We start from the raw sequence: 1,168 nt of genomic DNA on the forward strand, positions 1-1,168 counted from the left end.
CGAAAGTTCTATAATGAAGTTAGCCACCCCAACCTAGCCAAAAAACAGCTGTTTCAACTGGTTCAGCTGTCTGTTCTGGTTTCGTTTGTTAACAGGCTTGGACCTGTTAGGCTGGTTTACCAAGGCGAATGAGAGCCTTGGCTGAGCCAACAAGACAGGTTCAAGGGTACCTGTTGACAAATGAAAGTTCCTTGTAGGTAAAAGAAAACACCTCCGTGTTATACTTGTAGTTCACCACAAACACAAGGTAGGAAGACACGGAGATGCATACACATTATACACCAAAAGGAAAACATTTGACAATCGAAAACCGCAGACAAATTGAACGGTGGAAAGGCGAAGGGAAATCCAATCGGGAAATCGCTCGCTTATTGGGAAAGGCTCCGCAGACCATTCACAATGAAGTGATACGAGGGACGACCCTACAACAAGTCCGAAAAGGTCGCTTCAAAAAACTCTATTCCGCTGATTATGCCCAAAATCTGTATGAGAAAAATCGGAAAAAGTCCGTTAGAAAACTGAGCTTAACAAAGGAACTCGCTGATAAAATTCGGCACTACAATATGGAAAAATTCTCGCCTGAAATGATGGTTAGAACCAAGGACATCAATGTGGGGATTTCAACCATCTACTACTGGATTCACAAGGGGCATCTCGGCTTGACCAAGAAGGATATGCTTTATCCTAGAAAAGGGAGGACTACCAAAAAACAGGCGAGTCCAAACTTTAAGCCTGCTGGAAAGTCAATTGAAGAGCGGCCAGAGGTGATCAATCTTCGACTGGAGCTTGGACACTATGAAATTGACACGGTTCTATTGACGAGAGCGAGAAACAAATGCCTTTTGGTCTTGACGGACAGGAGAAGTCGCCACCAAATCATTCGATTGATTCCAAATAAATCGGCTGAGGCTGTGAATCAGGCCTTGAAAATCGTCTTGAAGGAGTTCCAAATCAAATCCATTACTACAGATAATGGAACCGAGTTTAGTCGCTTGTCAGAAGTGTTTCTGGAGGAATATATCTACTACGCTCACCCTTATTCCTCTTGGGAGAGAGGCACGAACGAGAATCACAATAGGCTTATCCGACGATGGTTGCCGAAAGGAACCACAAAAACGACCCCGAAAGAAGTCGCTTTTATCGAAAATTGGATCAATAACTATCCCAA

1 protein-coding gene is annotated in these 1,168 nt (G+C 43.7%); it reads left to right on the forward strand.

Going from position 1 to position 1,168, the window contains the following annotated elements; genetic code table 11:
* Nucleotides 1–263: 263 nt before the first annotated feature.
* The coding region (locus tag ACHBHN_RS11310) for an IS30 family transposase (RefSeq protein ID WP_394733134.1) at nucleotides 264–1,168 on the forward strand (905 nt) is incomplete at its 3' end.

The sequence above is a fragment of the Streptococcus sp. A22 genome, from assembly GCF_043674215.1.
GTDB lineage: Bacteria > Bacillota > Bacilli > Lactobacillales > Streptococcaceae > Streptococcus > Streptococcus suis_V.